The sequence below is a fragment of the Hymenobacter canadensis genome (genome assembly GCF_027359925.1).
Classification (GTDB): domain Bacteria; phylum Bacteroidota; class Bacteroidia; order Cytophagales; family Hymenobacteraceae; genus Hymenobacter; species Hymenobacter canadensis.
Genome location: NZ_CP114767.1, coordinates 2231707 through 2256424 on the forward strand (window position 1 = coordinate 2231707; position 24718 = coordinate 2256424).

Annotated in this window: 18 protein-coding genes; 10 read left to right on the forward strand and 8 right to left on the reverse strand. The window is 64.9% G+C overall.

The window, feature by feature from the left end:
• Positions 1 to 131: 131 nt before the first annotated feature.
• Positions 132 to 1115 (reverse strand): fasciclin domain-containing protein, encoded by a 984-nt coding sequence (locus O3303_RS09610; RefSeq protein ID WP_269561845.1) that lies wholly within the window; start codon positions 1113 to 1115, stop codon positions 132 to 134.
• Between the two features lie 239 nt (positions 1116 to 1354).
• Here O3303_RS09610 and O3303_RS09615 point away from each other — a divergent pair, with 239 nt between their 5' ends.
• Both O3303_RS09615 and O3303_RS09620 read left to right on the forward strand, forming a co-directional pair.
• A complete protein-coding gene (locus O3303_RS09615; RefSeq protein WP_269561846.1) occupies positions 1355 to 2245 on the forward strand; it encodes a hypothetical protein in 891 nt (296 codons plus the stop codon).
• 362 nt (positions 2246 to 2607) lie between these two features.
• A complete protein-coding gene (locus O3303_RS09620; RefSeq protein WP_269561847.1) occupies positions 2608 to 5064 on the forward strand; it encodes a reprolysin-like metallopeptidase in 2457 nt (818 codons plus the stop codon).
• A 327-nt stretch (positions 5065 to 5391) separates the two neighbouring features.
• Here the strand turns inward: O3303_RS09620 and O3303_RS09625 are convergent, their stop codons facing one another.
• The gene (locus O3303_RS09625; protein ID WP_269561848.1) at positions 5392 to 7827 is read right to left on the reverse strand and encodes a glycoside hydrolase family 31 protein; all 2436 of its coding nucleotides are present in this window, start codon (positions 7825 to 7827) and stop codon (positions 5392 to 5394) included.
• 193 nt (positions 7828 to 8020) lie between these two features.
• On the opposite strand from O3303_RS09625, the gene O3303_RS09630 reads away from it, so the two are divergent.
• Together O3303_RS09630 and O3303_RS09635 are read left to right on the forward strand one after the other, a co-directional pair.
• Entirely contained in the window at positions 8021 to 9082 is a 1062-nt protein-coding gene (locus O3303_RS09630) for a glycosyltransferase family 4 protein (protein WP_269561849.1), read from the forward strand.
• Between the two features lie 129 nt (positions 9083 to 9211).
• Positions 9212 to 9685 (forward strand): YdeI/OmpD-associated family protein, encoded by a 474-nt coding sequence (locus O3303_RS09635; RefSeq protein WP_269561850.1) that lies wholly within the window; start codon positions 9212 to 9214, stop codon positions 9683 to 9685.
• 139 nt (positions 9686 to 9824) lie between these two features.
• Here the strand turns inward: O3303_RS09635 and O3303_RS09640 are convergent, their stop codons facing one another.
• On the reverse strand, positions 9825 to 11873 hold the full coding sequence (locus tag O3303_RS09640) for an alpha amylase C-terminal domain-containing protein (RefSeq protein WP_269561851.1): 2049 nt from the start codon (positions 11871 to 11873) through the stop codon (positions 9825 to 9827).
• A gap of 165 nt (positions 11874 to 12038) precedes the next feature.
• On the opposite strand from O3303_RS09640, the gene ggt reads away from it, so the two are divergent.
• The gene (gene ggt, locus O3303_RS09645; protein ID WP_269561852.1) at positions 12039 to 13766 is read left to right on the forward strand and encodes a gamma-glutamyltransferase; all 1728 of its coding nucleotides are present in this window, start codon (positions 12039 to 12041) and stop codon (positions 13764 to 13766) included.
• Positions 13767 to 13917: 151 nt separating this feature from the next.
• Here ggt and O3303_RS09650 read toward each other — a convergent pair whose 3' ends face one another.
• Both O3303_RS09650 and O3303_RS09655 read right to left on the reverse strand, forming a co-directional pair.
• Positions 13918 to 14259 (reverse strand): hypothetical protein, encoded by a 342-nt coding sequence (locus tag O3303_RS09650; protein WP_269561853.1) that lies wholly within the window; start codon positions 14257 to 14259, stop codon positions 13918 to 13920.
• Positions 14260 to 14503: 244 nt separating this feature from the next.
• Complete coding sequence (locus O3303_RS09655; protein WP_269561854.1) at positions 14504 to 14845, reverse strand: hypothetical protein; 342 nt, start codon at positions 14843 to 14845, stop codon at positions 14504 to 14506.
• 150 nt (positions 14846 to 14995) lie between these two features.
• Between O3303_RS09655 and O3303_RS09660 the strand changes: the two genes are divergently transcribed.
• Positions 14996 to 18058: a TIM-barrel domain-containing protein gene (locus O3303_RS09660; protein WP_269561855.1), complete on the forward strand. Its 3063-nt coding sequence runs from the start codon at positions 14996 to 14998 to the stop codon at positions 18056 to 18058.
• Positions 18059 to 18249: 191 nt separating this feature from the next.
• Here the strand turns inward: O3303_RS09660 and O3303_RS09665 are convergent, their stop codons facing one another.
• From O3303_RS09665 to O3303_RS09675, 3 genes are all read right to left on the reverse strand, one after another.
• Positions 18250 to 18804 (reverse strand): YceI family protein, encoded by a 555-nt coding sequence (locus O3303_RS09665; RefSeq protein WP_269561856.1) that lies wholly within the window; start codon positions 18802 to 18804, stop codon positions 18250 to 18252.
• A gap of 147 nt (positions 18805 to 18951) precedes the next feature.
• Positions 18952 to 19473 (reverse strand): hypothetical protein, encoded by a 522-nt coding sequence (locus O3303_RS09670; RefSeq protein WP_269561857.1) that lies wholly within the window; start codon positions 19471 to 19473, stop codon positions 18952 to 18954.
• A gap of 299 nt (positions 19474 to 19772) precedes the next feature.
• Positions 19773 to 21002: a helix-turn-helix domain-containing protein gene (locus tag O3303_RS09675; RefSeq protein WP_269561858.1), complete on the reverse strand. Its 1230-nt coding sequence runs from the start codon at positions 21000 to 21002 to the stop codon at positions 19773 to 19775.
• 64 nt (positions 21003 to 21066) lie between these two features.
• On the opposite strand from O3303_RS09675, the gene O3303_RS09680 reads away from it, so the two are divergent.
• The 4 genes from O3303_RS09680 (at position 21067) to O3303_RS09695 (ending at position 24667) form a co-directional block, all read left to right on the forward strand.
• Positions 21067 to 21522 (forward strand): hypothetical protein, encoded by a 456-nt coding sequence (locus O3303_RS09680; protein WP_269561859.1) that lies wholly within the window; start codon positions 21067 to 21069, stop codon positions 21520 to 21522.
• A 231-nt stretch (positions 21523 to 21753) separates the two neighbouring features.
• The gene (locus O3303_RS09685) at positions 21754 to 22620 is read left to right on the forward strand and encodes a helix-turn-helix transcriptional regulator (RefSeq protein WP_269561860.1); all 867 of its coding nucleotides are present in this window, start codon (positions 21754 to 21756) and stop codon (positions 22618 to 22620) included.
• Positions 22621 to 22731: 111 nt separating this feature from the next.
• A complete protein-coding gene (locus O3303_RS09690; RefSeq protein ID WP_269561861.1) occupies positions 22732 to 23160 on the forward strand; it encodes a DUF983 domain-containing protein in 429 nt (142 codons plus the stop codon).
• 46 nt (positions 23161 to 23206) lie between these two features.
• A complete protein-coding gene (locus tag O3303_RS09695) occupies positions 23207 to 24667 on the forward strand; it encodes an alpha-amylase family glycosyl hydrolase (RefSeq protein WP_269561862.1) in 1461 nt (486 codons plus the stop codon).
• Positions 24668 to 24718: the final 51 nt, after the last annotated feature.

The following is a 24718-nucleotide window of genomic DNA, read 5'->3' on the forward strand; positions in this document are numbered from 1 at the left end:
CACCAGTTGCCGGCTTGTCGGCGCGTAGCGGCCGCAATTTCGGGAGGGACCGCCCAACCGGAAGCCACTATTGGCCCGGCCGCCCCCAACAGCCGTTCAACCAACTGTTCTGCTCGGCTAACGCACTGGCCCTACGGCAGCAAAACCCGGTCGATGACGTGCACCACGCCGTTCGTGCACTGCACGTCCGGGATGACCATGGCGGCCGGCGTGGCATTGTTGGCCCCTTTCACCGAAAGCGTGCCGTTGCTGAAGGCGCCCAGGGCCAGGCGGCCGCCGCCGGCCGTGGCTACGCTGCTGTTTTCGGGCAGTTCGGGCGTGAACTGGCCGCCGGGTACTACGTGGTTGAGCAATACAGCCGTAACGGTGGCCTGCGGGAGCTTGCGGATGTCAGCCGGCACGTTCAGAGGCACGTTCAGCGCTACGCCCAGATCTTTGAAGGCCTGGTCGGTGGGGGCAAATACGGTGAGCGGTGCGCTGCCGGGCGTGCCCGACAGGGCGCCAGCCAGGTTGCAGTACAGCACGGCCTCTACCAGAAAGCTCAGCTCGGGCTGGGTAAACACCTGCGCATCCTTCAGCGCTACGGCCGACTGTACGATGTCGACACCGGTGGCCAGCAGCACCTTATCCACGGCGTGAACGGTGCCGTTGGAGGCCCGCACGTCGGTAGCGACAATCCGGGAACCGTTGACGTAGAGACTGCCGCCGCGGCTGATGATGCGGCGGTTCGGCCCCAGCGCGGAAGGCGAAACCAGGCCAGCCTGCAGGTTGGCGGCGCTGAGCGTGCCGCCCGTGACGTGGTAGAGCAGGGTGCTGCGCAGGAACGGCTGCTGCAACGTCAGCAGGTCGGAGGCCGAGTTGAGGCCCAGCCGGCCGAAGCCTTCATTGGTGGGCGCGAATACCGTGTAGTTGCCCTGCGGGTCGCCGGGGTTCTTATTGGACAAAATCGTCACAACGTCGCCGCGGATAGCCGCATCTTCCAGAATCTGGAAATCCGGATTGGTTACGGCTACCCCAGCGATGGTGGGGTCGAGCTCGTCGTTTTTCTGGCAGCCTGCCAAAACCAGGGCGCTCAGGGCTAAGCCGGCAAACCAGGTAGGTACGATTCTTTTCATGAGTAATGCGGTGTAAATAAGGTTTATTGGTGCAGATGAAACCCGAAGGCCTCCCAGTAACGAAAAAAAAATACAACCGGATTTACTTCGTCCTAAATCCGTTGCGGGTACCAAGTACGTAAAGCAGGACATTATGATGTACCAACACAGTTCCTGTTTTGAGACAATCCTCAAAGGTAGCTGTCTGGAATAATTTCCTGAAGAGTTTCCGTAGTTTTGCCCTTTAACACCGCGCTTTTATGCAACACACTTACCGTTTTTTACTTGCTTTTTCTCTTCTGAGTCTGGCCACTGCCTCCGTGGGGCGTGCCCAGAGTCTGGTCAGCGGCTTTCTGCCTGGCAAAGGCCACGGCTCCGTGGTCGTTTCGGGCACGCTGGAGCGCTACCAAAGCGTATATCTGGCACCGGAAAAGATTGATCGGGTGCCCATCTTCGACCGGGTCGAGGTCAGCTCCGTGAACCTATATGGCAGCTACGGCATCACCGACAAGCTGGAAGCCGTGGTGAGTCTGCCCTACATTCAGTCGAAGGGCTTTGCCGATGAGCGGGTGCTGCGCGAGCTGGGCTACGTGAACAAGCGCGCCGGCCTGCAGGACATTACGCTGCTGCTGAAAGCCAAGCTGTTTTCCACCGAAATCGGGACCAACGTGCTGGACGTGCTGGGCGTGGTGAGCGGCAGCACGCCCGTGAGCGACTACAAGTCGGAGTCCGGGCTGGGCTACATTATTGCCATCGGCAACGGTGCGCGCAAGGTGTCGGGCCAAGGCGTGGTGCACCTCAAAACGCTGTCGGGTGTGTTCGTGACCGGTCAGGCCGGCTACAGCGTGCGCGACAATAGCGCCCCTAATGCCTTCGTGGCTGAAACCAAGGTAGGCTACGCCGGCCCGAAGCTGTACATCGACGCTCTGGCCTCTTTCCAGAAGTCGGACAAGAGCGGCACCGATATTCTGCAGCCGAATTTCAACGACTTCTTCCCCGCTACCCGCGTCGACTTTGTGCGCCTGGGCGTCAGCGCGTTCCGGCCGCTGGCCAAGGGCTTCGGCCTGACCGTGGGGGCGGCTACGTACGTGGCTGGCCGCAATCTGGGCAAGTCTACCGGCGTATCGGCCGGTGTGGCGTACAACTTCTAGCAAGCGCTTCAATAAGTATCTCAACGGCCCCGGTGCCAGCTTCCATGGAGGCTGGCACCGGGGCCGTTGGCGTTTAAGGCAACTTTGCCTATCCCGGCACAATACAAATCAGCACTACCCAGTAAAAAGCTATAGCACTAAGCCAATAATCAGCCGTCAACATTGCAAGAATATTGCATGATAAAATCAAGTGCAAATAGAAATATACGATATAAGCTCTAATGCACAATCAGTTATAAAATCACCTATCACCCACCTGTTTAAATTTTTCATGATTATTTCGCGTTGTGTAATTGCCATTCAGCAGCCTTCCAAAGCTGTAGGCATGCTGAATCCGGCTTTCTGTACTCAACTCGCTCAACATGAAATACCGCTATTGGAGTGCCTCTCTGTTGCTTGCTTTCCTGTTTCCGGCCAGTGCCGCTCAGGCGCAGTCTGCTACTGATCCGCTGTGGCAGGAAGTGGCCGCGCCGCCCGCCCGGGGCCCGCTCGCCGCGCCGGCCCGCTGGTACAGCCTCGATACCGCCCGGCTGGCCCGGCGGCTGGCCCTGGCCCCGCCGGAAACCCGGCCCGAGCAGGCCGTCACGCTGGAAATCCCCTACCCCGACGGCCAGCTGCACCGCTTTGCCGTGACGCAGGTGCCGGTGATGGCCCCGGCCCTGGCCGCCCGCTACCCGCGCATCCGCACCTACGCCGCCCGCAGCCTCGACGACCCCGGCACCACGGCCCGCCTGGAATGGACGCCGGTCGGCCTGCACGCGCAGGTACTCGGGCCGGCCGGCACAGTCAGCGTGCTGGCTGATGCCGATACGCCCGGCCGCTACCAGAGCCGCCCCGATGAGATTCCGGAATTCGACTGCCGGGCCCTGCCGGTGCCGGGCGAAGCACAGCGGCCGGCCGGCGGCACCCCGCCCGCCGCGCCGGCGCCCTACGGCGGGCAGCTCCGCACGCTGCGCGTGGCCATGGCCGCCACCGGCGAGTATGTGCAGCGCCTGGGCGGCGGCACCGTGCAGGCCACTTTGGCTTCGATGGTGACGCTGGTCAGCTCGATGAACGCCGTGTATGAGCGCGACCTGGCCCTGCGTCTGCAGCTGGTGGCCAACACCGACCAGCTGATTTTCCTGGACGCCGCCACCGACCCCTACGACAACGCCAGCCCCAGGGCGCTGATGGACACCAACCGCACCGTAGTCGACAATGCCATCGGCTCGGCCAGCTACGACCTGGGCCACGTGCTGGGCTACCGCAGCAACGGCTACTCGGGCGTGGCCTACGTGGGCGTGGTGTGCCTAAGCTCTGAAGGCTACAAGGCCGGCGGCTCTTCCACTGGCAGCTCGGCCAGCAGCATCGCCACCGTCACAACCCACGAAATCGGGCACCAGCTCGGCTCAGGCCACACTTTCAACGGCGACCAGGGCAACTGCGGCGGCGGCAACCGCAGCGCTACCCTGGCCTATGAGCCCGGCGCCGGCAACACCATCATGTCGTATGACTCGCGCTGCGCCCCCGACAACGTGGGCGGCGCCATCCGGTTTTTTCACGCGGGCAGCCTCAGCGCCATTCTGCCCCGGCTGACCTGCGGCACGCTGAGCGCCACCGGCAACCGGCCGCCCGCCGTGAGCGTGCCGCCGGCCGCCTATACCATCCCGCTGGGCACGCCCTTCACGCTGGCGGGCACCGGCACCGACCCCGACGGCGACGCCCTGGCCTATTCCTGGGAGCAGCTCGACCGGGGCACGAGCAGCAGCCTGGCCAGCGCCGCCACCGATGCCAGCGGCCCACCCCTGTTCCGCAGCTTCGCGCCCGTGGCCAGCCCCGCCCGCACGTTCCCGACGCTCTCGGCCGTGCTCAGCAACTCGGCCTCCTTGGGCGAGATACTGCCGCTGGTGGCCCGCACGCTCAACTTCCGCCTCACGGCCCGCGACAACCGCGGCGGCGTGGCGGCGGCCAATTTTTCGATGAACGTAGCCGATGCGGGGCCCTTCCGGGTGACGGCCGCCAACACGGCCGCGACGGTGGCGCCGGGCAGCCTCTACACCATCACCTGGGACGTGCTCGGCACCGACCAGGCGCCAGTGAGCTGCGCGGCCGTGCGCATCCTGTTCTCCAACGACGGCGGCCAGACGTTTCCGACTGAGCTGCTGGCCAACACGCCCAACAACGGTACTGCCACCGTGCGGCTGCCCACCGGCACCACCACCCAGGGCCGCCTGAAGATTGAGGCCATCGGCAACGTGTTTTTTGATGTCAGCGACGCCAACCTCACCCTTTCGGGCCCCGTGGCGCCGCTGCCGGTGGTGCTGAGCAGCTTCACGGCTGAGGCCCGGGCCAACGCCGCCGAGCTGACCTGGACCACGGCCTCGGAACAGAACAACCGAGGCTTTGCGGTGGAAGCGTCGACCAACAGCACCGATTTCCGGCAGATTGGCTGGGTGGCCGGCCGGGGCAGCAGTGCCGCCCCCACCACCTACCGTTTCGCGGACCCGCGCCTGCCGGCCTACGGCAGCAGCACCGTCTACTACCGCCTGCGCCAGACCGACCTCGACGGCACCGAAACCTTCTCGCCGGTGCGAGTACTGTCAGCACCCACCAACCTGGCAGCCACCCTGCAGGTGTGGCCCAACCCTGCCCACGACCGGCTGACCGTAGCCGGCCTCACCGCCGGCCAGCCCGTGCAGCTGCTCGACCTCTCGGGCCGGGTGCTGCTGACGGCCACCGCGCCGGCCGGGCCGCTGGAGCTGCAGCTGCCCGCCGGCCTGGCACCGGGCGTGTACCTGGTGCGCAGCGGCGGCCAGGCGCAGCGGCTGCTGGTGCAGTAATCAGTAGCGCGAACTTTGTAGTTCGCATCTCCACGCCGTTCGAATGATTAAAACGGCGCGGGGACGCGAACTACAAAGTTCGCGCTACTGTGCTACGGTGCAGCTGGTACTTCAGCACTGCTTAAAGGCTACTTGAGTTAGTAGCAGGCGGTGTAGAGACGCAATATTTTGCGTCTCGTCGTTGAACGACGCGGTAAAGCGTAGTTTAAACAACATCAGCAACGACGAGACGCAAAATATTGCGTCTCTACACCGTACTGACAGCTTCTGAAGTTAGCTGAGGGCGTCCTAATTGCTCCTCCTCTGCATGACTAACAGCTTGCTTTTCTACCCAACCACCAGCTCCGTGAACGTGGCGTCAACCACTACGCCGGGCAGGGTGAGGCCGGTTTCGAGGGTGACGGCTACGGCTTCGGCGGGCTGGCCGTCGGTGCTGTAGGCGGCGGGCTGGAAGGGCAGGCCGTGCAGCACCACGCGGTAGCGCGTGAAGCTGGGCTGGTAGTCGCCTTCGGTGGCTTGCTGCAGCAGCAGGCCGCTTTCGGTGCCGGTCACGGTGAAGCGGCGGGTGGTGCTCTGGCCACTCTGGTAGCCGTAGCCTTCGCCGCCGTCGTCGTAGAGTACGCTGCTTTCCTGGCCGGCTTTGTAGTAGACATGCAGCGTCACCTCGTCAATCACCTTTTCGCCCACGTACTGCTGCACCGGATACATCGGAATGACGGCGCCGGCACGCACGAACAGCGGAATCCGGTCGAGGCCGGCGGCGGCCCACACTTCGGCGCCGCCGCTCTTGGCTTCGTCGGTGTAGTAGTAGAACCAGTCGCCGCGGGGCAGGTACATCCAGCGGCCGTCGGCGCCGGCCTGCGTGATGGGGCACACCAGCAGGTGGTCGCCGAGGCTGAACTCGGCCATGCGCAGGTAGGTGTCGGTGTCGGTCTGGTCGAGGAAGGCCAGCGGGCGCAGCATGGGCGTGCCCTGGCTCACGTACTGCCAGAACGTGCTGTACATGTAGGGCAGCAGGCGGTAGCGCAGCTCAATGAAGCCCCGGGCCAGCTCCATGAAGTTCTCGCCGAAGCTCCAGGGCTCCTGGTCACCGTGGTCGCCGCTGGAGTGGGTGCGGAAGAACGGGTGGAAGGCGCCCAGCGCCACCCAGCGCACGTACAGCTCGCCGTCGGGCGTATCAATAAAGCCCCCGATATCGGAACCAATAAAACTGAAGCCGCTGATGCTCAGGCGCTGGCACTGGATATTGGCCAGCCATAGGTGCTCCCAGGAGGCAATGTTGTCGCCGGTCCAGCCGGAGGAGTAGCGCTGGCCGCCGGCGTAGGTGCTGCGCGTGATGGTGAACGGCCGGTTAGGGTAGCTGAACTGCTTCACGCCCTCGTTGGTGGCGCGGGCCATCTGCATGCCGTAGATGTTGTGGGCCTTTTTGTGCGAGGCCGGGTGGCCGTCGTAGTCGAAGCGCACATCGTCGGGGAAGGTGCCCTTCTCGAACACGGCCGGCTCGTTCATGTCGTTCCAGACGCCACGCACCCCGGTTTCCTCAATCAGGCCCTTAAACAGGCCGGCCCACCACTCGCGCACGTCGGGGCGGGTGTAGTCGGGGAAGTTGCAGAGGCCGGGCCACACCGAGCCCTTCATCAGGGGGCCGTCGGCACGGCGGCAGTACACGTCTTTTTCTAGCCCATCGGCAAACACCCGGTAGTTGGGGTCAATCTTGATGCCGGGGTCGATGATGACGATGGTTTTGAAGCCATCCTGGGCCAGCTCCTGCACCATGCGCTTGGGCTCGGGGAAGTGCGTGGGGCTCCAGGTGAAGCAACGGTACCCATCCATGTAGTCGATGTCGAGGTACAGGGCGTCGCAGGGAATCTGCCGGTCGCGGAAGCCCTTGGCAATTTCCTTGACGTTGCTTTCGGGGAAGTAGCTCCACTTGCACTGGTGGTAGCCCAGCGCCCACAGCGGCGGCAGCTCGGGCGGGCAGGTCAGGCGGGTGTATTCCTCGGTCACTTCCAGCAGGCTGGGGCCGTAGATGAAGTAATAGTTCATCTCGCCGCCCTGGGCCCAGAAGCTGGTCACGTCGGCGCGCTCGGCCGCGAAGTCGAAGCTGGCCTTGAAGGTGTTGTCGAAGAAGATGCCGTGGGCAATCTTCTGCTGCAGCTCCAGGTACAGCGGAATGTTCTTGTAGAGCGGGTCGGAGCCCTTCACGTAGCCGTAGGTATCGGAGCCCCAGTTGGTGAAGCGCTTGCCGCGCAGGTTCATGTTGTCGGGCTTGTCGCCGAGGCCGTAGTAGTGCACGCCGCTCTGCACGGCCTTGCTCATCTTCACGATGTCGTTGCCGGTGTCGTAGTCGTACTCCCAGTGGAAGCCTTTTTCGTCCTGCACCAGCGTGTTGCCGGACCGGTCGAGCACGCGGGTCCGGAGGCCGTCCTTGGCTACGGTGCAGATCAGGCGGTCGGTGGTGATGCGGTAGTGGTCGGGCCGCTCCCGGAACTCCAGAAACTCGGGCGCCTGCCGGGCGGGCACGCCACTGGGGAAGGCGTAGCTGAAATCGGGCGCAAACCCCACCTCCGAGGCGTAGCGGAAACGCAGGACTTTATCGGTGATGACCTCCAGGCGGAGCAGGGCTCCATTGTCGCAGCGAAAAACAAAATCGGGGCCCTCCTGCTGGCTGGCCACTACCTTGCCGGGAAAGAACTCCTGCTTCGCTTTCGCGGCCAGGTCGTTCAGCATGTAGTTGTTGTCCTGAATGTTAGGCTCGTTCATGAGGAGGGGCAGACGGGTAAAAGCAGGGAGGTAAAAAAAAATCCGGCGGTGCCGGAGAAGCCTGCGTTAAGCTTGCGAAGGTAAAAACGAATCCCACGAATTTTGCCTAACATTGGCTATTGATTCGCAAAAACCGCCTTTATAGCCCCAATAAACCGGTTTTCCTATTATTCCGTTTTCTGCCTGATTGCTCATGACTATTGCTCCGCTTAAGGTACTGATGCTGGGCTGGGACGCGCCCACCGAAGCGGAACCGACTCCGGCCGCCACGGCGGCGCTGGTTTCGGCGCTGGCCCCGCACGCGGCGCTCACGCTGCTGCTGCCGCATCTGGCCGAGCCCATGCACCTGCCGGCCCCCGCCACCGCCACTGGCCTGGGCAACCTCACCGCCGAAGAGCTGGCCCTCGCCGACACGCATTTCAACGCCATCCATCCGGAAACCTGGCAGTCGCCGGCGGCACCTTACCTGGGTGCTACGGTATGGGCTGAGGCTGGCGGCGCTGCTACTCCGGCGGCGCCCTACATTGGCAGCAGTGAGGCCGCCCAGGCTGCCACGCCCGGGCCTTTTTCGGCCGCTACGCAGCAGGAGGCGAAAATAGCTACGCTGCTCAACGCCGATGCCTTTGCGGCCGATGAGGCCGAGCCAGATGCGCAGGAAGCCGCCGACCTCGACATTACGGAACTCCAAGCCACTGCCCCGGTGGCAGATACAGCCGCCGAAACAGCTCCGGCTGTCACCACTCCCGCAGTAGCCACCCAGCAAGTTATGCCGGACGCTGCTGCGCCCGCGCCGGCCGGCCCCCAGTCGGTGCTGACTATTGCGCTGGAGGCCCTGCGCACGCCCGCTGTTTCCGATGCCGACCTGAACTTCCGCGTGATTCAGTACGCCCGGTTTGCCACGCGGCTGGCCGCCAGCCAGGAGTTTGCGGTGATTTATGCCGCCGACTGGCAGGCGTGGCTGGCTGGCATGGAGTTGCGGCAGCTGACCGGCAAGCCGCTAGTGCTGCACTTACACAGCCTGGCCCAGGACCGCGACACGGCCGCCGACCGGGGCTGGGTGCTGGAGCTGGAGCGCCTGGCTTTGCGCCGCGCCGACCTGGTGCTGGCGGCTTCCTCGGCGCTGGCGCTGCGGGTGCTGGAGCTGCACGATCTGCCGCCGCAGCGGGTCCGGCGCCTGTCGGCTGCCGCCGCGCAGGACCCGGCCCGCCTCGCCGAAGCCATTCTGGTGGCCCTGCAGGAAGTGGCCCCGGCGTAACAACGCTGGAAGGTTAGGGCCGCAGGTAGCCGGCACTAGTGCCCGGAGCGTTACCTTTGCGGCCACTGGCCGGCCACACAGGCCGGCGGCTGTTTTTCGGGCTGGCCGCCGCATCTTCCCTTCTTCTCTATGTCTGATTCGCAGGAACAGGTTTTTGATACCAATTTAGAGCTGCATCCGACCGATGGCGGCGTGTTTCTCTTCGTGCCGTTCAGCGTACCCGAGGTGTTCGGGCAGCGGGGCCAGGTGCACGTGCGCGGCACCCTGGACGGCTTTCCGTTCCGGCTGCCCCTCACCCTCGACGAGGACGGCCACCACATTCTGGCCGTGAACAAGCAGCTGCGCAACACCATCGGCAAAACCTGGGGCCTGCCCGTGCACGTCACGATGATGCCCGACACCGACGAGCCCGGCTTTATGGTACCCGAGGACCTGGACCGGGCCCTGGAGCGCACCGGCCTGCGCGCCGCCTTCGACCTGCTGGCCTACCCTCACCGCCGCGAGTACGTGCAGTGGGTGGAGCGCGCCAAAAAGCCCGAAGCCCGCCAGCGCCGCATCCAGGACGTGCTGGAAGGCGCCGAAACCGGCAAAAAGCTGAAGTAGGAGGTTAGCTGAACATATAAGAACGTCATGCAGAGGCGCAGCCAAAACATCTAGCTAGTGAAGTAATCTGGTTGATTTACCACACTAGCGAGCTGCTTCGGCTGCGCCTCTGCATGACGTTCTATTTTACTCCTCTATTCTACCCCACCCGTGTCAGCACCAGCGCGGTGCGGCTCGTGACGTAGAGGCTGAGCTTGTCGATGCCGTCTTCCACGAAGGTTTCGTAGGTCAGGGACGTGTCGACGCGGTTGTGACCGCCGAACTCGGGGGCGTCGGTGCTGAGCAGGATGCGGTAGTGGCCGGAGTGCGGCACGAAGAAGTGGTAGTCGGGGATGCTGGTGCTCACGTGGAAGTTGAACACGAACAGCAGCGGGCCGCGTTCAAACACCAGCACCTGGTTATCGGTGTCGATGTTGAGCTGGTGGGCGGCGGGGTGCGCCAGCAGATGCTGCTTGCGGGCCAGGTGCAGCTGGGCGTGGTCGAAGGCGGCCAGCTGCCGGAACTTCAGGTCAGGATTATCGGCGAGGCTCCACTGGCGGCGGGCGAAATGGTAGCTCCAGTCGTTGCCTTCGCGCGGGAAGTCCACCCACTCGGGGTGGCCAAACTCGTTACCGATGAAGTTCAGGTAGGCCTCGCCGCCCAGCGCCAGCGTGAGCAGCCGGATCAGCTTGTGCAGCGCCACGCCCCGGTCCGTGATGGGGTCGGGGTCGTCTTTGTGCATGTGCTCGTAGATGGCCTTGTCCAGCAGCCAGTGGGCCAACGTTTTATCGCCGACCAGCGCCTGGTCGTGGCTTTCGGCGTAGGCCACAGTTTTCTCGCCGGCGCGGCGGTTGGCGAGCGTGTGCCAGAGCTCGTGCAGGTTCCAGTTTTCGTCGCGGGTGTGCTTGAGCAGCTTGATCCAGTAGTCGGGAATGCCCATGCCCAGGCGGTAGTCGAAGCCGATGCCGCCCTCGCGGATGGGCCGGCACAGGCCGGGCAGGCCGCTCATGTCCTCGGCAATCAGCAGAGCACCCTTCTTCAGCTCGTGCACCAGCGTGGTGGCCAGCTGCAGATACAGAATGGCGTCCTCATCCGCCTCGGGCCCGAAATACTGGTCGTAGGAGCTGAACGCCACGCCTTCGCCGTGGTGGTGGTAGAGCATGCTGGTGATGCCGTCGAAGCGGAAGCCGTCGAAGTGGAACTCCTCCAGCCAGTAGCGCAGGTTGCTGAGCAGGAAGCGCTGCACCTCGGGCTTGGCGTAGTCGAACAGCTTGGAGTCCCAGCCGGGATGGTCGCCGCGCGGGCCCTCATGGAAATACTGGCCGCCGGAGCCGTCGAAGTCAGCCAGGCCTTCGGCCTCGTTTTTCACGGCGTGCGAGTGCACCACGTCCAGCAGCACCGCCAGGCCGCGCTTGTGGGCTTCGTTGATGAGGTACTTCAGGTCTTCGGGCGTGCCGAAGCGCGACGACACGGCGAAGAAATTGGCCACGTGGTAACCGAACGAGCCGTAGTACGGGTGCTCCATCACGGCCATCAGCTGCACGCAGTTGTAGCCACCGGCCTGGATGCGGGGCAGAATGTGGTCGGCAAACTCGCGGTAGGTACCTACCCGGCCTTCCTCGGTGGCCATCCCCACGTGGGCCTCATAAATCAGCGGCTCCTTGACGTGGTTGTGCACCCGAAACTTCTGGTCGGTCCAGACGAACGGCGCTTCCGGCCGCCAGACCTGGGCCGCGAAGTCGTGGCTGTGCTCGTCCTGCACGGCGCGGCGCAGGGTGGCGGGCAGGCGGTCCTTGGCGCCGTGGGCGCTGCGCACGTGCACCTTGTAGCGGCTGCCGTGTGTGAGACGCTCCTTATATTCCTTGTCGGCCAGGAAAATCTCCCACACGCCATCGGTCTGGCGCTGCAGGGGCGTGTCCTCCCGGTCCCAGTGGTTGAAGTCGCCGATGAGGAACAGAGCCTCAGCAGCAGGCGCCCACTCGCGGAACCAGTAGCCGCGGCGGCGGGCGTCGTAGTTGAGGCCCAGCTGCTGATGAGCGGTGGCGAACTTGCTCAGCGAGCCATATTCACTTTGGATTTCCTGCAGCCGGTCGTCGAGGCGCTGCAGGCGCTGGCGCAGTACGGGTTCGTAGGGCGCCAGCCAGGCATCTTGCTGCACCAGCGGCAGATGCGGCGTTTTCAGGGCCGGAACAAGCATTTCAGGAGCCATAGCGCGGTAGTTTATTTCGGTCAAATCTACTGATGTAACGCGAAGTTGTGGGATCCGGCCAATGCTGGGCGAACTTTGTGGCCGGGCCGGCCGCCGGGCAACCCGCACCTTCGGGTTCGCGCTATACTGGCCAAACCCCGGTTAAACTGCTTTACCTTGCCGCTTATGAAGCGTATTTTCCACTCGCTGGCGCTGTTGGCCCTCGTTGCCTGCTCTACCAATCCGCCCCAGACTATCCCCAGCATTGCCACGCTGGCCGCCCCCATTCCGGCCGGCACGCCCGTGGTGGCCGACAAAGCCATGGTGGTGTCGGCGCACCCGGAGGCCACGCGGGTGGGCGTGGACATCATGCGCCAAGGTGGTAATGCCTACGATGCGGCCGTGGCGGTGCAGTTTGCGCTGGCCGTGGTGCTGCCCGTGGCCGGCAACATCGGGGGCGGCGGCTTCCTGCTCTACCGCGGCGCCGACGGCCAGGAAGGCGCGCTGGATTTCCGCGAAACCGCCCCCGCCGCCGCCACCCGCGACATGTACCTCGACGCGCAGGGTAACATCATCCCGAACCTGAGCACCCTGGGCCACCGCGCCGCCGGCGTGCCGGGCACTGTGGCGGGCATGGTGGAGCTGCACAAAAAGCTGGGCAAGCTAACTTGGGCGCAAGTAGTGCAGCCCGCCGTCGACCTGGCCGCCAACGGTGTGAAGCTGACGGAAAAAGAAGCCGCCGGCCTGAACCGTACCCGCGCCGACTTCGCCCGGTTTACGCCCGGCAGCTCGTACCTCAGGCTCACGCCCTGGACGGCCGGCGACCTGATCCGGCACCCCGACCTGGCCGCCACGCTGGGCCGCATCCGCGACCAGGGCCGCACCGGCTTCTACGAAGGCACCACCGCCGACCTCATCGTGGCCGAGATGCAGCGCGGCCAGGGCATCATCAGCAAAGCCGACCTGGCCGGCTACCAGCCCAAGTGGCGCACGCCGCTGCACGGCCAGTACCGCGGCCACGACGTGCTGACGTTTCCGCCACCCAGCTCGGGCGGCGTGGCACTGCTGCAAATGCTGCAGATGCTGGAGCAGGACGTCAATCTGCGCGGGCTGGGCTGGCATTCGCCGCAGGCCACGCACTGGATTACGGAGGCTGAGCGCCGCGTGTACGCCGACCGCGCCACCTACCTCGGCGACCCGGATTTCGGCAAGGTTCCGGTGGCCCAGCTGCTCGACAAAAAGTACAACCAGGAGCGGATGCGCACCGCCCAGCCGCGCCGCGCCACGCCCAGCGCCCAGGTAGCGGCTGGCTCCGGCCTTCCAGCCTACGAGTCGGACCAGACCACTCACTACAACATCGTGGACGCGCAGGGCAACGCTGTGAGCTGCACGACTACGCTCAACGGGGCCTACGGCAGCAAAGTGGTGGTGGCCGGGGCGGGCTTTATCCTGAACAACGAAATGGACGATTTCAGCAGCAAGCCCGGCGTACCGAACGCCTACGGGCTGGTGGGCGGCAGCGCCAACGCCATTGCGCCCGGCAAGCGCATGCTGTCCTCGATGACGCCGGCCATCTTCACCAAAAACGGCAATCTAGCCCTGGTAGTGGGCACGCCGGGCGGCAGCACCATCATCACCAGCGTGTTGCAGGCTAGCCTCAACGTGCTCGACTACGGCATGAATGCCCAGCAGGCTGTGGCCGCGCCGCGCCTGCACCACCAGTGGCTGCCCGACCAGATTGACGTGGAAGCCGGCGCCCTGCTGCCCGCCGCCGAAGACACCCTGCGTGCCCGCGGCTACGTGCTGAAACCGCGCAGTGCCTGGGGCCGCGTAGAGGTGATTCGGGTGCTGCCCGGCGGCAAGCTGGAAGGCGGCGCCGACCCCCGCGGCGACGATTCGGCGGCCGGGTATTAGCCTGAAACCCGAAGCGGCGCTTCGGCCTGATAACGCGGTATCAGGTGGGGACGAACCACGGGACCGAAGCGCCATTTCGGGATTTTCTGAAAACGAAAAAAAGGCTGCTCCAGCAATTGGAGCAGCCTTTTTTACTTTGGAACGCTGGCGCTTAGCCTTTCAGCGACGTAGCAGCTGAGCTCAGGGTCTGGCCGAGCTGCTGGAGCTTGGCTTGGGCGTCGGGCGTGGCGCTGGCCGCGGCTTTGGTGGTGTGCTCGCCCAGCGTCTGCAGCGACTTGCCGATCTGGCCGCCGTCGCCGCTGCTGATGGCACTTTTCAGGTTTTCCAGTTCCGAGGAAATGGCGCTTAGCGCGGGGCTGCCGGCGCCATTCAGGGTGGAAATCCAGCTGTCGATGTTGCCGCCAGCGGCCGGAGCTGCAGCACTAAGGCCGCCGCCGAGGGCCTCCAGGGTAGCGTCGAGTTGGGTAGTGCCGGTTGATGAGGTAGAATCCATGGTAGTAGGGGTTTGGTTGGTGAGACTGAACAGCTCTATTACCTATCCAAGGCTTCAAAGTTGATTATCAATTATTTAAACAACCCCTACTGAAACATATCTGCTCCCCAATGGTGCGGCCTGAAACAGGCCTTGAGTTAGTATTGGCCCTCAAAAGGTAAGGCCGACCTCACTCCCACAGGAGCAAGGTCGGCCCTAATCTTACACACGTCTATTTTATTATCAAAAAATTAACAATGGCTCATTATGCCATTTTCAGGTTGCCGGCGGCAGTGATGAGCGTCTGGCCGAGGTGACGTAGCTGGTCGCCGGTGCCGTCGTGCAGGTCGCGGGCCGTGAGGGCCGTATGCTCGCCGAGGCGCTGCAGGGTGGCGGCCATGGCCGGGCGGTCGTCGTTTTGCACGTAGCCGCGCAGGTCGCGCAGTTCGCTCTGGATGCCCAGCAGCGCGGAGCCGCCGAGACCATCGAGGGCCTGAATCCAGCTGTCGATGGCGCCGAGGCCGGCCTCTACGGGGTGCTTGCCGGGGTGGGAGAAGGTGTCGTAGATGTTCTGGATGGTTTCTTCGATGCGGGCCGCGTGGTTCATGGCGCAGGGAGGTTAGGAGGTGGAAGGATGCTACAGGATACGCAAGGCGGCGCGGGGCGTTCGGCTGATTGGGGGTGGCCCGGCAAAGCTGGCCCCACGGCCGCCGGATGGGCACAGCAGCCCGTATCTTGCGGCCAAATCCTGCGCTTCATGCTTGTTTCCTTCCGCCGCGGGTGGCCATTGCTGCCGCTGTTGCTGCTTTCCATTGCCTTTCCCGGCCACACCCAGCGCGCCGCCGACGGCCCACCCACCCAGGACCCGTTCCGCCGCCCCGAGGCCGCCCCGGTAGCCCTCGGCCCCTACCAGTCGCACAGCTACCAGCGCGGCCTGCTCACCATCCGCAGCACCGACGGCGGCACGCTGCGGGTGCGGCCCTGGGCTACGGGCGTGGTGCGGGTGGAGTATTTTCCGGCGGGCACGGCCGTGCAGAACATTCCGTCCATCAGCGTAGTGCAGGAGCCGGCCGAGTGGTTTGCGCCCTTCATGCATCATGAGGGGCCCGAGCCCGGCATGCCGGCCCAGGCCTACCGGGATTTTGAGAACGGCTACGTGCGCTCCACGGCTGGGCAGCTCGAATGGAAAACCGACCGTACCACCACCGTCATCATCCAGAAAAACCCGCTGCGTGTGCGCTACCAGCGCCCGGGCGAAACCGTGGTGGCCGACGCCGAGGGCGTGTTCCGGCACCCGGCGGCGGGCCCGGCCGCGCCGGGCGGTATGGGCGTTTCGTTTCAGCTGCAGCCCGACGAACACCTCTACGGCACCGGCTCGCGCGCCCTGCCCCTCGACCGCCGGGGCCGCCGCCTGCGCCTCTACAACGAAGCCCACTACGCCTACCAGAACGGCGAGCCAACGCTTAACGTGAGCTTGCCCACGGTGGTGAGCAGCCGCGGCTACATGCTGTTCTTCGACCACATGGCCGCCGCCACCCTCGACCTGGGCGCCACCCGCCCCGACGTGCTCGAATACCGCAACGAAGGCCCCGGTAGCCTCGGCTACTTCCTGATTACAGGCGAGTCGTACGCCCAGATTCTGAGCCGCTACACGTTGCTCACCGGGCGGCAGCCGCTGCCGCCGCGCTGGGGCCTGGGCCTGATTCAGAGCCGGTTCGGGTATAAGTCGGACCAGGAGATGGAGCAGGTGGCGGCCCGCATGCGGCGCGAAGGGTTTCCGCTGGATGCGCTGGTGCTGGATCTGTACTGGTTCGGGGGCACCAAGCGGCAGGGCGACCTGGACTGGGACTACCAGAACTTCCGGCAGCCCGTGCGCATGATGCGCCGGCTGGACTCGGCGGGCGTGAAAACCATCCTGATTTCGGAGCCCTACGTGATGCGCACCTCCCGCAACGACGCCGACGTGCGCCGCCAGGGCCTCGTGGGCACGCACACCGACGGCTCGCCCTACACCGTGGAGTCGTTCTGGGCCGGGCCGGCCACCATCCTGGATATGTACCGCCCAGAAACCCGCGCCTGGCTTTGGAGCTACTACCGCCGCCGCAAAGCCGAAGGCGCCGCCGGCTGGTGGAGCGACCTGGGCGAGCCCGAAAACCACCCCGCGGACATGCAGCACCTGTTGGGAGGCGCCCGGCAGGTGCACAACGGCCTGGGCCAAGCCTGGGCGGGCATTCTGCAGGAAAACTACCGCCGGGAATTTCCGCAGGAACGGCTGTTCAACCTCGCACGCTCGGGCTGGGCCGGCATGCAGCGCAACTCCGTGTTTCCGTGGTCCGGCGACGTGAGCCGCTCGTGGGCCGGCCTGCAGGCGCAGGTGCCCGTGATGCTGGGCATGGGCCTGGGCGGCGTGGGCTACATGCACTCCGACGCCGGGGGCTTCTGCGCCGGCCCCACCGACCCCGAGCTGTATACCCGCTGGCTGCAGATGGCCAGCCTCGGCCCCATCCTGCGCCCCCACGGCGAAGGCGTGCCGCCCGAGCCCTATTGGTGGCCGGAGCCCTACAAGAGCATTGTGCGCCGCTACACCCATCTGCGCTACGAGCTGCTGCCCTACCTGTATTCGCTGGCCTGGGAGAACAGCCAGACCGGCACGCCCCTAACCCGCCCGATGAATTTTGGGGCCACGTATCTGCAGCCGGAGGCTGTGGAAGCATCCAATCAGCCGTTGGGCTTATCAGCGGAGGAAATTGCGGCCGGCTTCTCTGAAGACACTGGCCAGCCCCAGAGCGCAGGCCCTGCTTTCTGGAATTGGCGCACCGCCACGCCCGATGGCTGGGGCGACAACATTCTACCGGAGCAGCAGCGACAAGCATTTGAGGCCGGGAATACGCCGGCTCTCGCCAACGTCAACGACCAATTTCTGCTGGGGCCGAACCTGCTGGTGGCGCCGGTGCTGCAGCCCGGCCAGCGCCGCCGCAACGTGGTGCTGCCCGCTGGCAGCTGGGTTGATTTCGACACGCAGCAAACCTACGCCGGCAGCCAGACTGTGAGTGTGGCGGCGCCACTCAGTCGCCTGCCGCTGCTGGTGCGCGCCGGCGCTTTCCTGCCGATGACGCCCTACGTGCCCACCACCGCCCGCTACCACCCCGACAGCCTGCGCGTGCGCTATTACGCTGACCCCGCCGCCGGCCGCAGCACCTTCACGGTGTATGACGACGACGGCAAAACGGCCACCGTGGCGCACACCGGCGCCTACGCGCTGCTGGCCTTTAGCGGCCTCACCACCGCCACCCAGGCCGATATCCGGGTGGTGCCCGGCGGCCAGAGCTACCCCGGGGCTCCCACCCGCCGCCACATCGAGCTGCTGATTCCGCGCGTGGTGGCCGCTCCGGCGGCGGTGCTCCTCAACGAGGAGCCACTGCCCGCCTCCGCGTGGGAGTTTGAGGCCGCCACCAGCACCCTGCGCCTGCGCTTCGAGTTGGCGCGCCAGCCCGCCACGGTATCCGTGCGCGGCCTGCGCCTGCACACCGCTCCCACCGTCGCCCAACCCGAGCCGCTGACGCTGGAAGCCCCCGAAAACCGCACCTTCACGGGCCGCACCACGCTGCGCTACACCGTTCACCAAGCCACCCAACCCGATACCCTGCGCATTTTCGACGCCACGGGCCGGCTTGTACGCAGCCTACCAGCCGCCACCACGCCCGGCGCCCACGCCCTCGTCTGGCCCGCCGACAACGACCAGCACCAGCCGGTGGCCGGCGGCGTGTACTTGGCAGAGCTGGCCGGCCAGCGCCAGCGCCTGGTGGTGGTGCCGGAGTGACATGGAAGTGCAGGTTGTGAGCGGCCAGCGAAGTGGCACGGTGCACTGCTGCCAACACGATGTAGAGACGCAATATTTTGCGTCTCGTCGTTGCTGATGTTGTTTTGGCTAGTGTATAGAGCCGGTCGTTCAACGACGAGACGCAAAATATTGCGTCTCTACATCGTGCTCAAACCGCTTCTTATTTCCGCCTACTTCGCCGCTTCGGCCAGCACGTTGAACTTCAGCTGGAACTCGTTGCGGATGGCGTAGGAGCCCAGGTTCTGGAAGAAGCTGCTGGAGTTGTGGTTGATGCCGAACTGGGTGCGGTCGAGGGTGGCGGTGCCGCGCAGGTGCAGGCGGCCGTCGGGGCGGCGTTCCAGCGTGAGCGGAAACTGCACGGGCCGCGTGACGCCACGCAGCGTGAGCTGGCCGCGGGCCTGCCCCTGGCCGAACTGCTGCAGCACGAAAATGGCCGTTGGGTATTTCGCCACATCAAAGAAATCTGCGCCGCGCAGGTGCTCGGCCAGTTGGGCCTGCTCCTGCGCGATGGTGCGCATATCCACTTCCAAGCGGGCTTGGCGCAGGGTGCGGCCGTCGTAGAGGAAGCGGCCGCCGCGGAGCTGCACGGTGCCACTGGGGGCGTAGGTGCCTACTTCGGCGTAGCCGGTCCAGGTGAGGGCGGCGGGCAGCAGCTGGTAGGAAGTGGCGGCGGGCTGGGCAGCAGCCAGCGTGCAAAAGGTCAGGAAGGCGAGGAGAAGTTTCATAGTATCAGGGAGTGTGTGGGTGAGTTGGTAGGCAGTGGTGCCACGACTTTTTTCTGTCGTGGTACCACTATCGTTGAACGACCACCGGCGGCGCCGTTCAACGATAGTGGTACCACGAGGCCTTCGGCAACTCGTGGCACCACAGAGCTAGCGCACGGTGGCTTCGGTTTCGAGCAGGCCGAGGCCTTTGTAGAGCTTGCCGGCCTTGTCGCGGGCCAGGATGTACCAGAGGGCGTCGCCGCCGTAGAGCTGCCGGGCGCTGTCGGCGTAGCGGTAGTTTTTGGCGAAGGTGTAGGTACGGCCGGGCTGCAGGCGGCCGCCGGGGCATTGGAATATCTCGGCAAACTCGGCGGGCGTCTGGCGCAGGTTCTGCTTCCAGCCGGTTTCATCATACCAGATGAAGCTGCCGCACTCCACCACTTCCAGCTCGCCCACCTCAGAGCGCAGCATGGTGCTATGCTTCCAGAGAAAGGTGCCGGGTTTGTCGGGATTGGGCTCGGGGTAGTTGGGGTTGGGCGTATGCCAGAGCGTGAAGCCCACAGGCACCTGCCGCAGCTTGTCGGGCAGCACGCGGGTGTGGTCGGTCCAGGCGGTGGCGGGGGGCGTGGTCTGGGCCAGCAGCGGGGCAGTCGGGGCGACCAGGGCCAGCAGAAGCAGCAGCGTTTTCATGGGTCGTTCGGGGGTTGATGAATGACCCAAAGGTGGCTGTTCATTCCACCCCAAACGCCCCGAATCCGGCAGCGGGACGCCCCAAATCATGATGTGGGCGCTATCGAGTAGCTGAGTAGTGGAGTAACTGAGTAGTAGCGCGAACTTTGTAGTTCGCGTCCCCGCGCCGTTGTAATCGTTGAAATGACTCAGGGGCGCGAACTGCAAAGTTCGCGCTACTATCAGCCCGCAACCACCTGAACGGCGCGGAGGCGCGAACTACAAAGTTCGCGCTACTGCCCACCTACTCAGCTACTCCATTACTCAGCTACTTGATAGTCCCGCGGGGCGGCACCGGTGAACTGCTTGAAGATGCGGTTGAAGGTCGTTTTGGAGTTGAAGCCGCTTTCGAAGGCAATGCCCAGCAGCGTGAGGCGCTGGGCGTCGGGGGTGGCGAGGCGGCGCTTCACCTCGGCCACGCGGTAGCCGTTTACCAGGTCGTTGAAGCTCTGGCCGAAGCCGTTGTTGACCGTGAACGAAATCAGGCGCGGGGCCAGGCCGGTGTGCGCCGACAGCTCGGCCAGCGTGAGCGTGGGGTTGAGGTAGAGCCGTTCCTGTTCCAGCGCCCGCCGGATGCGCGCCACCACGGCTGCATCTACCACTGGCACAACCGTTGCCGGGGCCGCCAGGGTTTCGGTAGCAGCTTCTGAAATCAAGGTGGCCGCCGGAGCCGCATCGGGTTGCGGCGGCAGTGTGGGAGCCGGCGGCGGCATTGCAGCTGGCAGCAGTTCGGGAGCCGCCAGCTCATCCTCGGCTAGCTCCGGCTCGAAACGGACGGCGCGCATATCGGCCTGGCGCAGCCCCACCACGCCCACCAGAAACACCACCACGCCCAGCAGCTCGGTGGAGTAGTCGTAGGCATAATACAGCCCAAAAAACTCGCGCAGCACCACTTCCAGCAGCCACTGCGCACTCACCACGCCCACCAGCACCAGCAGCACCCGCAGCCATTGCAGCCGCAGCTTCGACACCTCCGAAAAATATTCGGGCAGCCAGCGGCGGTACTGCTGCAGCAGCTTCAGACTCAGCACCAGATAGATGGTGAGCGAAACCCAGGTGCCGATAAACTCCACCCGGTAGGTATAGGGCTCGTGCACGTTTTCCCAGAACCACAGGCGCGGGCCGTACGGCTGCAGCCGCAGCCACCAGTAGAGCCCGGCCTGCAGCAGCACCGGCCCAAAGTGCCACAACTGCCGCCGCTGCAGCCGGAAATCGTGGTTGACGAGGCTACGCACATAGAAGTACAGCAGCGGCCCGAACGCAAACGAGTAGTAGATCGGTGAGAAATACCAGTTGGCGTTTTGCCCGTAGATGTTGGCTTCCCGGAAAAATCCGTCGAGCATCCAGAGGGCAATGGCCAGCATGAGCAGGGCCAGAAAGCGGTTGGGCAGGCGGTTGGCCGGGGCCAGCCACAGCAGGCCGGCCGCAAACACGGCCTGCGCCACCACGGCCAGCAGCACGACCACCAAAGGCGTAAACGGTATCTGCATACGGGCAGGAAAAAACCGGCAGTTGGGCCGGGCTGCCAAAATAGCCGTTTATTTCGTCCGGCTTATGAAACAGAAGATTCGGGAATGGCTGCACCGCTATCTGCCCGCCGAGGTGCTGTCGGTGGGGGCCACGCTACTGGCGGCGGCCCTGGCATTGCGCGCCACCGGCAGCGGCCTGAGTGCGGCCCTGGCGGGCACCTGGGCCGGCAACGTGGCGTACTTTGGCTGGCTGCTGGGGCAGGACGTGTGGCAAACGCGCCGCACGCTGCAGGCCACCGGCCGGCCGTACAGATGGCGCACGCTGGGCCAGAACGTGCGGGCGCTGGCCGTGGAGTTTGGCGTGGCCGAGGTGTTCGACAGCCTACTGATCCGGCCGGCGCTGCTCTATTATATGCCGCGCTGGCTGGGCAGCTTCGGGGCGGGCATCGTGGTGGCCAAGCTGCTGGCTGACGTCACGTTCTACATCCCGGCCATCATCAGCTACGAGCTCAGCAAGAAGCGGCTGCGGCGGTTCGAGTAGGCGGTGGGCGGCGATTGAAGCCCATCATGCTGAATGAGAACGTCATTCCGAGTGCAGCGAGGAATCTCGCGTGCTGACGTTGGGTTAGTAACCCTGCTTCAGCACGCGAGATTCCTCGCTGCACTCGGAATGATGGGCCTTTCCCAACAACGTCAGCACGCGCGATGCTTCGGCTGCGCCTCTGCATGACGTACCTTTCCAACTTCTCCAAAACACTCCTGTTTCCCGCCTATGTCTCTGCCCGTTCTCACGCTGCAGTCGTTTCCGCAGGGGCCGGGCCGGCGGCCGTGGTACTTGGAGCGGCTGGAGCGGCATGTGGCCAACTTCCCCGGCGTCAGCCAGGCCCACGCCCACGACTTCTACCTGCTGCTCTACGTCACGCAGGGCCAGGGCACCCACACCATCGACCTGGTGAGCTACCCGCTGGCGCCGGGCAGCGTGTTTTTCATGACCCCGGGCCAGGTGCATCACTGGCAGCTTTCCGATGATGCGCAGGGCTACGTGGTGCTGTTTGAAGCCGACTTCTACCTGTTCCGCTACCCCGGCGGGCGGCTGTTTGAGTACCCCTTCTTCGACCACCGCCACGCCCCCGCCCTGCAGCTGCCAGCCCCCGAAACCGAGCTGCTGCCGCTGCTGCAGCGCATGTGGCAGGAAGCCGCCGCCCCCGCCCCACACCAGGACGAAGTGGTGCGCTCCTACCTGCACCTGTGTCTGGAGCTGGCCGCCCGCCACTACCCGCCGGATGCGCCCGCAGCCCCAATTCCCGACGAACCCCGCCACGCCCAACAGTTGCTGCGCGAGTTCGGGAGCCTGCTCAACCAACACTTCCGGCAGCAGCGCGAGGTGCAGCACTACGCCGATTTGCTGCACGTGTCGCCGAACCACCTCAACGCGCTGTGCCGGCGCCATTTGGGCAAAACCGCCAGCGCCCTGGTACAGGAGCGGGTGCTGCTGGAAGCGCGCCGCCTGTTGCATCACTCGTCCGCCACCGTGGCCCAGGTAGCCGACGCGCTGGGCTTCGAGGATGCCTCGTACTTCGGGCGCTACTTCCGCCGCCACACCGGCTGCACGCCCGAGGCCTTCCGCCAGCCGGCCTGAGCGCAGCCCGGCGGGCAGCGTTGATTTGTACCGGATCTGCCCGCAGATGGGCCTTCGCGGGCGCTCCTGCGTAGAGTAGCTTTGTACCGAAGTTTATCCGCGCACGTTCCCATGTCTACTCCTGCCACTCCTCCTGCCACGCCCGACACCGACCACGACTCCACGCTGCTGGCCATGGTGCAGCAGCGCTGCCCCCGCTGCCACCAGGGCCCACTGTTCACGCATCCGGCCCTCAGCACCAAGTTCATGAGCATGCCCACCCAGTGCCCGGTGTGCAGCCAGGCTTACGAGCCCGAGCCAGGCTTCTACTGGGGCGCCATGTACATCAGCTTCGTGTTTTCGACGGGCATTATGCTGGTGATTGGCTTTGCGGTGTATTTCCTGCTCAACGACCCCGATACCTGGGTGTACATCGTGAGCGTGGCGGTGGTGTCGTTGCTGTTCACGCCGCTGTCGTTGCGGTACTCGCGCACGCTGATGCTGTACCTGTTCGGCGGCATCCAGTACCGCCCCGATAAGGCCCGCACCAACGCCCGCTAAACCAGCCTTTCCCAGCGGAGCATGCCGAAAAGTGGTACTTTTCGGCATGCTCCGTTTCTTTTACCCTGGCCTGCTGGTGCTGCTGAGTGTGCTGGCCGGCTGCCAACCCAAGCAACCCACCCTCGATACCACGCCCAACGCCTGCGCGCCCGACGCCCCGGCCGCGTACACCGTCCGCCACCCCGCCTGGGCCGACTCGGCCAGCATCTACGAGGTCAATATCCGGCAATACACGCCGGAGGGCACGTTTCGGGCTTTTGAAAAGCACTTGCCGCGCCTCGACAGCATGGGCGTGGGCATATTGTGGCTGATGCCGGTGCAGCCCATCGGGCAGAAAAACCGCAAGGGCACGCTCGGCAGCCAGTATTCCATCCGCGACTACCGGGCCGTCAACCCCGAATTTGGGACGCTCGAAGACCTGCGCCACCTCACCGAGGAAGCCCACAAGCGCGGCATGCACGTCATTCTGGACTGGGTGGCCAACCACACCAGCTGGGACAGTGAGCTGGCCCGGCAGCACCCCGACTGGTTCACGAAAGATGCCCGCGGCCAGTTCGTGCCGCCCGTGTCCGACTGGCAGGACGTCATCGACCTCGACTACAGTAAGCCGGAGCTGCGCCGCTACATGCAGCAAAGCATGGTGTTCTGGCTGCGCGAAGCCGGTTTCGACGGCTTCCGCTGCGACGTGGCCGGCCTCGTGCCCACCGACTTCTGGAACCAGACCCGGCCGCTGCTGGAGCAGGTGAAGCCCGTGTTTATGCTGGCTGAGTGGGACGAACTGCACGCCCCGCCCTTCCTCAAAAAAGGCGAGTTCAGCCCAAACACTAAGCTGCTGGAAAAGGCCTTCGATGCCACCTACGGCCTGCGCCTGCGCTACCTGCTCGACAGCATCAGCCGCCGGCAGCAGCCCACCGCCGCCCTCGATAAGTACTTCCAGGCGGAGCGCGCCAAATACCCGGCCAGCAGCTACCTGATGTACTTCATTAGCAGCCACGACATCAACAGCTGGGACGGCACCGAGTATGAGCGGCTGGGCCAAAGCGCCCAGGCCCAGGCCGTGCTGACGGCCCTGCTGCCCGGCATTCCGATGGTGTATTCGGGCCAGGAAGCCGCCCTGAAAAAGCGTCTGCGCTTCTTCGACAAGGACACCATTGCCTGGAACGGCTACCCGCTACGCGACTTCTATACCCGGCTGCTACAGCTGAAAAAACGCCACCCCGCCCTACGCAACGGCGACCCGTGCAGCGAGTTTGAGCGCATAGAAAACAGCAGCCCCGAGGTCTACAGCTTCATCCGGCGCCGGGGCGAGGCCGCCGTGCTGACCGTTGCGAACCTGGGCCGGCAACCCCACGAGGTGCGCCCCACCACGCTGGGGCCGGGCATCTACCGGGAACTGTTTAGCGGGCAGGTGCTCAAGCTGGGCTCGGGCTCGAAGCTGCTGGTGCCCGCCTACGGCTACCGCGTGTATGAGCGCCTCCCCGACCTGCCCCGCAACGGGCTGTGGTAAGCGGCGCGCACGTTTCCCAGGGCTGAAGCCCTGGGCTAGGCAGCGGCTCGA

What these genes read in the sequence shown, in the direction of transcription:
- O3303_RS09610 (WP_269561845.1), bottom strand. Translation starts at nt 1,115, where the DNA reads ATGAAAAGAATCGTACCTACCTGGTTTGCCGGCTTAGCCCTGAGCGCC.
- O3303_RS09615 (WP_269561846.1), top strand. Translation starts at nt 1,355, where the DNA reads ATGCAACACACTTACCGTTTTTTACTTGCTTTTTCTCTTCTGAGTCTG.
- O3303_RS09620 (WP_269561847.1), top strand. Translation starts at nt 2,608, where the DNA reads ATGAAATACCGCTATTGGAGTGCCTCTCTGTTGCTTGCTTTCCTGTTT.
- O3303_RS09625 (WP_269561848.1), bottom strand. Translation starts at nt 7,827, where the DNA reads ATGAACGAGCCTAACATTCAGGACAACAACTACATGCTGAACGACCTG.
- O3303_RS09630 (WP_269561849.1), top strand. Translation starts at nt 8,021, where the DNA reads ATGACTATTGCTCCGCTTAAGGTACTGATGCTGGGCTGGGACGCGCCC.
- O3303_RS09635 (WP_269561850.1), top strand. Translation starts at nt 9,212, where the DNA reads ATGTCTGATTCGCAGGAACAGGTTTTTGATACCAATTTAGAGCTGCAT.
- O3303_RS09640 (WP_269561851.1), bottom strand. Translation starts at nt 11,873, where the DNA reads ATGGCTCCTGAAATGCTTGTTCCGGCCCTGAAAACGCCGCATCTGCCG.
- ggt (WP_269561852.1), top strand. Translation starts at nt 12,039, where the DNA reads ATGAAGCGTATTTTCCACTCGCTGGCGCTGTTGGCCCTCGTTGCCTGC.
- O3303_RS09650 (WP_269561853.1), bottom strand. Translation starts at nt 14,259, where the DNA reads ATGGATTCTACCTCATCAACCGGCACTACCCAACTCGACGCTACCCTG.
- O3303_RS09655 (WP_269561854.1), bottom strand. Translation starts at nt 14,845, where the DNA reads ATGAACCACGCGGCCCGCATCGAAGAAACCATCCAGAACATCTACGAC.
- O3303_RS09660 (WP_269561855.1), top strand. Translation starts at nt 14,996, where the DNA reads ATGCTTGTTTCCTTCCGCCGCGGGTGGCCATTGCTGCCGCTGTTGCTG.
- O3303_RS09665 (WP_269561856.1), bottom strand. Translation starts at nt 18,804, where the DNA reads ATGAAACTTCTCCTCGCCTTCCTGACCTTTTGCACGCTGGCTGCTGCC.
- O3303_RS09670 (WP_269561857.1), bottom strand. Translation starts at nt 19,473, where the DNA reads ATGAAAACGCTGCTGCTTCTGCTGGCCCTGGTCGCCCCGACTGCCCCG.
- O3303_RS09675 (WP_269561858.1), bottom strand. Translation starts at nt 21,002, where the DNA reads ATGCAGATACCGTTTACGCCTTTGGTGGTCGTGCTGCTGGCCGTGGTG.
- O3303_RS09680 (WP_269561859.1), top strand. Translation starts at nt 21,067, where the DNA reads ATGAAACAGAAGATTCGGGAATGGCTGCACCGCTATCTGCCCGCCGAG.
- O3303_RS09685 (WP_269561860.1), top strand. Translation starts at nt 21,754, where the DNA reads ATGTCTCTGCCCGTTCTCACGCTGCAGTCGTTTCCGCAGGGGCCGGGC.
- O3303_RS09690 (WP_269561861.1), top strand. Translation starts at nt 22,732, where the DNA reads ATGTCTACTCCTGCCACTCCTCCTGCCACGCCCGACACCGACCACGAC.
- O3303_RS09695 (WP_269561862.1), top strand. Translation starts at nt 23,207, where the DNA reads ATGCTCCGTTTCTTTTACCCTGGCCTGCTGGTGCTGCTGAGTGTGCTG.